This window comes from Desulfosarcina cetonica JCM 12296 (genome assembly GCF_001311845.1).
Taxonomy (GTDB): Bacteria; Desulfobacterota; Desulfobacteria; order Desulfobacterales; family Desulfosarcinaceae; genus Desulfosarcina; species Desulfosarcina cetonica.
In genome coordinates, this window is the sequence record NZ_BBCC01000050.1 from 24,990 (window position 1) to 33,523 (window position 8,534).

The following is an 8,534-nucleotide window of genomic DNA, read 5'->3' on the forward strand; positions in this document are numbered from 1 at the left end:
CGTCATAATCCTAGTTTTCTCAGTGCATCGTCAAGCTGAAGAATACCCACGGGAAAATTGTTTTTTACCACGACGATACGGTTGGCATTATACAACAGCATCCGTTTGACGGCATTTGTCAGCTTCTCCTCAGGGTCGACTGAAAATTTGAGTGAAACTTCTCCCGTGTATGGCCGCATGATGGATTTAACTTTATGGGGTTCTAATCGTGCCTCCATTTTCTCTCACCTGTTTAATCATAAGACCAACATCACGACTACCTATTATCAGAAGAATTCTGCGATCTTTGGAATGATTTCCCAGCAAAAACAATGCCGAATTTGAAAAAATCCAGCCAAAACCCATTCACAGATAAAAAACAGTAAATTTAAAGCGTTATAAATTAATTTGATGAACCGCGCTGTCTTGGAATGAAAAAAAAAACAACGCTTGTCGATTGTGTCCACGGATGGTTTCAGTGCAACCGGTCATTGTCACCTGTTTGTGTACACTTGTCGCTTCAAGCACATCATGCAAGATTTTCAATGAGACCCGTTCAGCACTTTTTTTGTTTAAATTTTTTTAAAATACATATGGTTAAAAGATTGTCCCTTTGGAAAGGACACCAACCGAAAGGCTGGCACATATTTTGAGTTGCTGAGCATTAGAGCAGCATTAGACATGTAAACGTGATCAACAAACAACCGCCAAAATCCAGGGCCGCTTGCGGTCTTCTCATCGTAAAAACGGGGAAAAGATTATAATCATTAACACCAAGGATTAGGAGGAGCTGATGGAATGGCAAATGTGGTTCACGATGATAAGTGTGGGGTTAATGTTTGTTATGTTGGCAAAAACACGCATACCTCCGGAATGGATTTGTCTGGGGACCCTAGTTCTGCTCTTGGCGACGGGAATCCTTACCGATAAGGAAGCCGTGGCCGGTGCCTCCAATCGAGGAATGCTCACGGTTGCAATCCTGTTTATTGTGGCAGGCGCCTTTCAAGAGACCGGGGCGATTCAAATGCTCACGTTTCTGTTGTCGCCCCGGATAAAAAAAATGCCGGTTGCGTTGCTGCGCATGATGGTACCGGTCACGGTGTTGAGTGCCTTTCTCAACAACACCCCTGTGGTGGCCATTTTTATTCCGGCGGTAAAAGCCTGGGCCAAAAAGATAAAAGTACCCGTATCCAAACTGATGATCCCCTTAAGCTATTCCGCAGTCTTCGGCGGCACCTGTACCCTCATCGGAACCTCCACAAACCTGGTGGTGAGCGGCATCATCGAAAAGGATATGGGCGTGCAAATCGGCCTATTCGAGATCGCGAAAGCCGGTCTGCCTTTTGCGTTGTTGATGTTTGCCATCGTCACGATCATGAGCATACTGCTTCTTCCGGACCGTTCATCGGCCATCGAACAGATGGGCGATCCGAAACAGTATACGATGGAAATGATCGTCAATCCAGGAAGTGTTCTCATTGGGAAAACCATTCAGCAGGCTGAATTGACCGAGGAAAATGACATCAACCTTCTGGAAATCATTCGCGACAGAGAAAGTATTCCCGCGACGGATTATTCCATGAAGCTGATGGAAGATGATCGTTTGGTGTTCGGCGGGGTATTGGGGATGATCTCCGAAGTGCAAAAAATCAAGGGACTGGTACCGGTGATGGACCGGCTTTTTGAAATCGAGACCCCCCGCCCGGATCGATGCTTTGTGGAGGCGGTGGTGTCGAATTCCAACCGATTTATCGGCAGAAGTATTGTCGGGACGCATTTCAGGCATATATATGATGCCGTGGTGCTGGCCATATCCAGGGCCGGCAAACAGATACAAGGTTCATTGGACAGTATCAAGCTGGAAGAAGGGGACACCCTTCTCCTTGAAACCCATCCGCAGTTTTATCTGCGGAATAAAAATTCACAGGATTTTCACCTGATCAGCAGCTGGAGGAATCGGCGGCCCCCCGTTATAATAAGGCGATTTTATCCTGTGTCGTACTAGTGGGGATGATTTTTTGCGCCACCTATTTTAATATCGGCATGTTCAGGGCATCTGCCGTGCTGCCGCCATCCTTCTGATGACCCGTTGCATTACCTTTTCTCAGGCGTACAGAAGCGTTGACATGCAAGTCCTGCTGGTCATTATTGCCGCTTTCGGTATCGGGAAAGCCATGGAAAAGACAGGCGCGGCTGAATTTATCGCCACTCAAATGGTGGGCCTGGGCGGCGGCAGCCCGAAGATGGTGCTGTCCATGCTCTATATCACCACTTCCATCCTCACCGAAATGGTGACCAACAATGCGGCCGCTCTGATTTTGTGGCCCATTTCCCTGGCCATGGCCAATCAGATGGGGGTGAGCTGGATGCCCTTTGCCTTTGCCATCATGATGGGGGCATCGGCAAGCTTTGCAACGCCCATTGGATACCAGTGCAACATGATGGTTTTTGGCCCCGGTGGCTACCGGTTCAGCGATTTCTTAAAAATCGGTGTTCCCATGAATCTGATTGCCTGGGTTATCATGAGTTTTTTGATTCCCATTATGTGGCCGTTCTAAACAAAAACGGACGGGCCTTTGGGCCCGTTCGGTAAAAAAAAGATGCAACCTATCTTAAGGATTTGGTGGAGGAGGGTGACATGCAAGACACAAAAATTTTGTTCGTCGATGATGAGGTGGATTTCGCCAACAACATGAAAAAACTGTTGGAAAACAGGGGGCATTCCGTAACCGTGTTTCACAGTGGCGATAGCGCCATCGAGGAGCTGAAAAGCCGGGCGGCAACATATGATGTCATGGTTCTGGACCTGAAAATGCCCGGTATGAATGGGATGACGACCCTGAAAGAAATGAAGAAGCTTGACTTGTCTGTTCAGACGCTGGTCCTGACCGGTCATGGGGATATCAACACGGCATTGGAGCCATGAAATTGGGGGCCTACGATTATCTGACAAAGCCTTGTGAAATAGGGGAATTGGAGGAGAAGTTAAAAGAACTCTGGGAAAAAAACAGCGGGAAAAAGAACAACGGGAAGAAGCAATCCATGCTGGGTAGATTATTGAATAAGAAGTAAAACACAACCACCACCCGGAGCGATGAGGCGTCGTCAAATGAAATCTTCTAAGAAAAAGGCGGATATTGAACAGAAACAAGAATCTTACGGATATCTGTTCCGAAAATTTACCTTTCTCACGGTGGTGTGTTCCGTTGTCCCGTTACTGCTGGTCGGCTGGGGATTGAATGCCTATTATACATATTATTCAAAAAGCCGGACTATCGGTAATTTCAAAAACCAGGTGGAAAACCATCGTCGATTTGTAGAAGAATTCTTAAAAGAACAAAGCTCCAAGCTGAGATTGCTGACCTATACCCATTCAAAGGCGTTTTTGTTGGCTCCGGGTCACCTCCAGGTTGTTTTTGAGAACATGAACAGGGAATATCAATCCATTACGGATATTGGTGTGATTGACCATAACGGCCGTCATCTGGCCTATGTGGGACCGTATCCTCTCTTGGATAAAAATTATGCCGATGCCGAATGGTTCAAGGAGGTCATGACCAAGGGGCTTTACATCAGCGATATGTTTATGGGATTCCGACAGGAGCCGCACTTTATCATTGCCGTGAGCCGTCTGGAAGGCAACGAAGAATGGATTTTGCGGGCGACGGTGAATACGGATGTATTCCGTACCTTGGTGGAAAATGTGCGCATTGGTGAATCCGGCGAGGTGTATTTGGTGAATTCCCAGGGCATATACCAGACCAGTCCCCGGTTCGGGGGAAAAATCATGGAATCGTCTCCGGTTAAGATTGAAGATTTTACAGAATCGGTAAAGGTGACGATTTATAACGACAATCCCAACGGATCCGGCTTTTCCAACCAGATCGTGGGTAAGGCCTGGCTTGACCCGCCCGGATGGCTGCTGGTGATCAAGCAGGATTATTCGGAAGCATTTGCCGAAATTAATCACTCTCGGCGGACCAATTTGATATTTCTATTTATCTGCGCCATCAGCATTCTCATCATATCTCTATTTATCACCCGATATATGGTTGGCATCATCAGGCACCGGGATGAACGTGCAAATCAGTTAAATGCCCAACTGCTGCAAACCGGCAAACTGGCATCCATTGGAGAGCTTGCCGCCGGTGTGGCCCATGAAATCAACAACCCTCTTGCCATCATTTCCACGGAACGCCAAATTCTGATCGACCAGTTTCAAAATTCACATATTGACGACGAGGCGTTCAAAGACCAGTTTTCGACATCCATGGATCAGATCGCCATCCAATCCAAACGATGCAAACGAATTACCCAAAATTTACTTCGGTTCTCCAGACGGACCCATTCCATGATTGAAGATGTGGATCTTAATCAATTCATATTTGAAGTCGTGGACCTCATGGAAAGAGAGGCCAAATCCAGTGGTGTGAAATTTATTACGGATCTGGACGACCGCCTCCCTACCCTCCGGTCTGATGCGTCCCAGCTCCAGCAGGTGTTTTTAAATCTCATTACCAATGCCATCGATGCCCATGAAGGAAAGCCTTATGGATCGATTCGAATCTCCACGACATATGAGGAAGACCAAACCGGCGTCACGATCAAAGTGGCGGATACGGGATCCGGCATTTCAGATGAGGATTTGAATCGAATTTTTGATCCTTTTTTCACCAAGAAGCCTGTCGGCAAAGGAACAGGGCTGGGACTTTCCATTTGTCATACCATTATTCAAAATTTGGGAGGGAAAATTACGGTGAACAGCAAAAAAAATGAGGGCACCGAATTTGCTATTTTTCTTCCCCTGATCACGTCCTTACCAGAACCGGAAGACAATGGTGAAGAAACAGCATAGAACTTGTCATAATATAACAAAAGGAGACAACCATCATGATAGGAAGCAAAATATTATTTGTCGATGACGAAGTTGTTTTTGCCTCGAATATGGCCAAACTTCTAGAAAGCAGGGGCTATTGGGTAAAAGCGGTCAATACCGGTGACAGCGCCATCCAGGAGTTGGAAAAACAGGATTTTGATGTGGTGGTCCTGGATCTTAAAATGCCCGGTATGGACGGCATTACAACGTTAAAGGAAATTAAGAAATTGGATTTGTTTACACAGACCCTGATTTTAACCGGTCATGGTTCCATCGATACGGCACTGGAGGCCATCAAGCTGGGGGCGTACGACTACCTTACCAAACCCTGTGAAATTGAAGACCTGGTTGAAAAAATCGAGGGAGCCTGGGGTAAAAAAGATGAGCATGTAAAAAAAGAGTTAAATGAAAATATCCAAAAAATTGTGGAATCGCCAGCCTCTGTTTTTAATTTGTACCCGAAAAGAGAGAAAAATAAATGAAGTACTACGGCAATGAATCGGTATCATAGAATCTATTCTGGATCCTCTTTCTTATTTTTGTCGATAGTGAAAAAAACAAGAAAGAGGATCGTCATTTACGGATCGGTTTTGATGCAAACGTTCGAAAACCCACGGCTCAGGACAGTGTCGGGGACGGTGACGAAGCCAGATATTTTCAGACCCCTTTCCTAAGCCCTTTTTTCTCGCCCAGGTAACCGCCGGCTTCAGCCTGCTTGGCCTGTTGCGCCCAATACGCATCTTCCAGCGCCATCAATCGGTTGTACTCGTCGATCGACAGAAGGACGGACTTTTCTCTGCCTGATTTCCTGATGATCACCGGGTTGCGCTCGGCTTCGTCCAGATATTGGCCCAATTTTCTTTTAAACGCCGTTGCGGTGATGTCCATGATCATGTCCTTTTCGCTAAATGTTCAAAATGATCGATTCGTTATAGGCATCCTATTATGATGCGCTACAACGATTACAAACAGCAGCAATATCGAATGGCACTATGCATTGAACATCTTCGGGGGAATCCGATTCAGCTCCATCACGTTTCAAGCCATTGAAATTAGGTTGTTAACTGTAGTATGAATCGAGCTTGGCGCTTGATGGACAGGACCCGAAAGGTTGGGCGACCGTGTCGTAACGGCTTTTGGCGGTGAGCCAGCGATCGATAGGGTAAATAACTATAGCATTCAAAATGAAATTCATCCACACGGCCGACATCCATTTGGATAGCCCCCTGCACCGCCTGGAAACCTATGATGGCGCACCGGTCGAGGCGATCCGTCAGGCATCCCGCAGGCCCTGGAAAACCTCGTCGCCCTGGCCCTGGACGAGGCGGTCGACTTCGTTCTAATCGCCGGTGATCTGTTCGATAGCGACTGGCGGGATTACAACACCGGCCTCTACTTCATGGGACAGATGCGGCGCTTGGGCGAAGCCGGGATTGCCGTTTTCATCGTTGCCGGCAACCACGATGCCGCCGGGCGGATGACCCGCAGCCTGCCGTGCCCCTCCAATGTACACATCTTTTCTTCCGCCCGGCCGGAAACCCGGCAATTGGAGCCCTTGCGCGTGGCGATTCATGGCCAGAGCTTCGCCAAGGCGGCGGTGACGGACAACCTGGCCGTCAATTATCCCGAACCGGTGCCAGGATATTTCAATATCGGGCTGCTGCACACCAGCCTTACCGGCCGACAGGGGCATGAGAACTACGCCCCCTGCGCCCTGGACGATCTGGTCAACAAAGGCTATGACTACTGGGCCCTGGGGCATGTCCACCAGGCGGAAATCGTCGCGACCGATCCGCCGGTGGTTTTTCCCGGGTGTATTCAGGGCCGGCATATCCGCGAGGTGGGCGAAAAGGGCTGCATGGTGGTTGTGCGGGAGGCCGACGGCGCCCCGCAAATCACCCCCCAGGCACTCGATGTGATCCGTTGGGAGCATCTTGCCGTGGATCTGACGGGCGTGGAAACGCTTGACGATGGCCTGACGCGCTTCCGGCAACGCTTTCAGGAATGCCTGGAGGCCAACGATCCGCTGCCGGTCATCGCCCGCCTGACGCTGATCGGCCAGACCCACATGCATACGCGCATCACCGCGGATGTGGATCATCTCAAACAGTCCTTGCGCGCCGCAGCTTTGTCAGCCTTTGGTGAGCGGACCTGGATCGAAAAGGTGCGCATCAACACCCGGCCGGTTACCCAAACAGCCGTCGATGCCGGCCCCCTGCACGAGCTTGATCTTCTGGTGGCACGGCTCAAGGCCAGCCCGGAGGCGCTTTTGGACCTGGGGGCGGAGCTGACCCCGCTATTCCAGAAGCTGCCGGCGGCCTATCGGCAGGGGGAGGCCTGCATCCGACCGGATGATCCCGAAACCATCGCCGGGCTGGTGGCGCGGGCCCATGCCATGCTGCTGCAGCGGCTCAATCGCAAGGCCGGGCCAGCATGAAGATTCAATTGATCCGCCTTGCCGCCTATGGTCCCTTTACCGATGTCAGCATCGATCTCTCCACTGGAACCACGGCGTTTCATCTGCTCTACGGTCCCAACGAAGCCGGCAAAAGTTCTTCCTTGCGGGCCCTGCGTCACATGCTGTTCGGTATTCCCTTGCGGACGGCGGACAACTTTCTGCATGCCTATCCCAGCCTGCGCGTGGGCGCACGGCTGGTGCACAGCGATGGTCGTACGATCGAATTCGTGCGGCGCAAGGGCCAGACCAAAACCCTGCGTGACGGCGCCGATGGACAGGTCTTGGACGACGATGCCCTGACGCCTTTTCTTGGCGGGGTCACCCAGGATCTTTTCGAACAGATGTTTGCCATCGGACACGACGACCTCATTCGGGGCGGAGAGGAGATCGTCTCCGGCAAAGGCCGCGTCGGCGAAGCCTTGTTCGCTGCCGGCGCCGGGCTGGTGCGACTCCAGGCGGTGCAGCAGGAACTCGATCTGGCAAGTTCGGCGCTTTTCAAGCCCGGCGGTTCGACCCCTGCCATCAATCAGACCGTCACGGCCCTCAAGGAGACGCAAACCAGGCAGAAAGCGGCTGTATTGCCGGCCGCGACCTGGCAGGTTCACGACCAGCGCCTGCGCCAGGCCCGGGAAAGGATCGCAGAGGTCCTGGCATCCATGGCGGCGGACAAACAGCGACAGGCCCGCCTGACACGCATCCGCGACGCCTTGCCGCTGATCGCCCGCCGCAAGGAGATCCTGGCCGAGCTGGCGCCGTTTTCCGGTGTCCCCGAACTGTCGGCTGATTTCGCTGACCGGCGGCGGGAGGCCGAAAACCAGCGGCGCGCGGCCATGGAGGAATTGGCCCGCTTGCAGGCCCGTCTGGAGCGGGTTGACCGGGAGATGGCGGGCCTAACGGTCCCGGAAGCGCTTCTGGAGCAATCGGCGGCCATCGAAGCCCTGCAACACGAATTGGGCAGCTTCCGCAAGGCCCGCAACGACCGGCCTGGGCTGGAGGGGCGCATGCGTACGCTCGCGCACCAAGCCACCGAGATTCTTTCCGCCTCGGTTCCCGGTCAATCCGTGCCGTCCGAGTCCCTGCGGGATCTGCCGCCGGCCGCCGTCGCCGAGATCCAGAACCTGGGAAATGCCTTTGAACGCATGACCGCCGCGCGGGAACAGACCGCCATCCGCCGGCAACGTCTGGAGACGCGCTGGCACGCCTGCGTGAGGCTCGCCGCAG

Annotated in this window: 11 protein-coding genes; 9 read left to right on the forward strand and 2 right to left on the reverse strand. The window is 51.6% G+C overall.

What is annotated here, in order from left to right; genetic code table 11:
- Positions 1–2: 2 nt before the first annotated feature.
- The gene (locus JCM12296_RS38260; RefSeq protein ID WP_157067588.1) at positions 3–218 is read right to left on the reverse strand and encodes a CBS domain-containing protein; all 216 of its coding nucleotides are present in this window, start codon (positions 216–218) and stop codon (positions 3–5) included.
- A 605-nt stretch (positions 219–823) separates the two neighbouring features.
- On the opposite strand from JCM12296_RS38260, the gene JCM12296_RS13240 reads away from it, so the two are divergent.
- The 6 genes from JCM12296_RS13240 to JCM12296_RS13260 all read left to right on the forward strand — a co-directional run bounded on the left by JCM12296_RS13240 (position 824) and on the right by JCM12296_RS13260 (position 5,337).
- Positions 824–1,984: an SLC13 family permease gene (locus tag JCM12296_RS13240; protein ID WP_246804263.1), complete on the forward strand. Its 1,161-nt coding sequence runs from the start codon at positions 824–826 to the stop codon at positions 1,982–1,984.
- 73 nt (positions 1,985–2,057) lie between these two features.
- Positions 2,058–2,537, forward strand: a complete 480-nt coding sequence (locus JCM12296_RS13245) for an SLC13 family permease (RefSeq protein ID WP_281492008.1) — start codon at positions 2,058–2,060, stop codon at positions 2,535–2,537.
- Positions 2,538–2,617: 80 nt separating this feature from the next.
- A complete protein-coding gene (locus JCM12296_RS13250) occupies positions 2,618–2,905 on the forward strand; it encodes a response regulator (RefSeq protein ID WP_054693717.1) in 288 nt (95 codons plus the stop codon).
- Between the two features lie 2 nt (positions 2,906–2,907).
- Positions 2,908–3,051 (forward strand): hypothetical protein, encoded by a 144-nt coding sequence (locus JCM12296_RS38265; protein ID WP_157067589.1) that lies wholly within the window; start codon positions 2,908–2,910, stop codon positions 3,049–3,051.
- A 37-nt stretch (positions 3,052–3,088) separates the two neighbouring features.
- Entirely contained in the window at positions 3,089–4,834 is a 1,746-nt protein-coding gene (locus tag JCM12296_RS13255; RefSeq protein ID WP_054693720.1) for a sensor histidine kinase, read from the forward strand.
- Between the two features lie 35 nt (positions 4,835–4,869).
- Positions 4,870–5,337, forward strand: a complete 468-nt coding sequence (locus JCM12296_RS13260) for a sigma-54-dependent transcriptional regulator (RefSeq protein WP_054693722.1) — start codon at positions 4,870–4,872, stop codon at positions 5,335–5,337.
- 175 nt (positions 5,338–5,512) lie between these two features.
- Here the strand turns inward: JCM12296_RS13260 and JCM12296_RS13265 are convergent, their stop codons facing one another.
- Entirely contained in the window at positions 5,513–5,743 is a 231-nt protein-coding gene (locus tag JCM12296_RS13265) for a type II toxin-antitoxin system Phd/YefM family antitoxin (protein WP_172683892.1), read from the reverse strand.
- 296 nt (positions 5,744–6,039) lie between these two features.
- On the opposite strand from JCM12296_RS13265, the gene JCM12296_RS38270 reads away from it, so the two are divergent.
- The 3 genes from JCM12296_RS38270 to JCM12296_RS13275 form a co-directional block, all read left to right on the forward strand.
- Positions 6,040–6,198, forward strand: coding sequence for a hypothetical protein (locus JCM12296_RS38270; protein WP_157067590.1), 159 nt, complete (start codon positions 6,040–6,042; stop codon positions 6,196–6,198).
- On the forward strand, positions 6,171–7,292 hold the full coding sequence (locus JCM12296_RS13270; protein WP_340147862.1) for a metallophosphoesterase family protein: 1,122 nt from the start codon (positions 6,171–6,173) through the stop codon (positions 7,290–7,292). Before JCM12296_RS38270 ends, JCM12296_RS13270 begins: the two co-directional genes overlap by 28 nt.
- A partial coding sequence (locus JCM12296_RS13275; RefSeq protein ID WP_157067591.1) for an ATP-binding protein occupies positions 7,289–8,534 on the forward strand: 1,246 nt, incomplete at its 3' end. The genes JCM12296_RS13270 and JCM12296_RS13275, both read left to right, overlap by 4 nt.

Coding starts and splice junctions, on each gene's coding strand:
- JCM12296_RS38260 (WP_157067588.1), bottom strand. CDS start 218: ATGGAGGCACGATTAGAACCCCATAAAGTTAAATCCATCATGCGGCCA.
- JCM12296_RS13240 (WP_246804263.1), top strand. CDS start 824: ATGTTGGCAAAAACACGCATACCTCCGGAATGGATTTGTCTGGGGACC.
- JCM12296_RS13250 (WP_054693717.1), top strand. CDS start 2,618: ATGCAAGACACAAAAATTTTGTTCGTCGATGATGAGGTGGATTTCGCC.
- JCM12296_RS13255 (WP_054693720.1), top strand. CDS start 3,089: ATGAAATCTTCTAAGAAAAAGGCGGATATTGAACAGAAACAAGAATCT.
- JCM12296_RS13260 (WP_054693722.1), top strand. CDS start 4,870: ATGATAGGAAGCAAAATATTATTTGTCGATGACGAAGTTGTTTTTGCC.
- JCM12296_RS13265 (WP_172683892.1), bottom strand. CDS start 5,743: ATGGACATCACCGCAACGGCGTTTAAAAGAAAATTGGGCCAATATCTG.
- JCM12296_RS38270 (WP_157067590.1), top strand. CDS start 6,040: ATGAAATTCATCCACACGGCCGACATCCATTTGGATAGCCCCCTGCAC.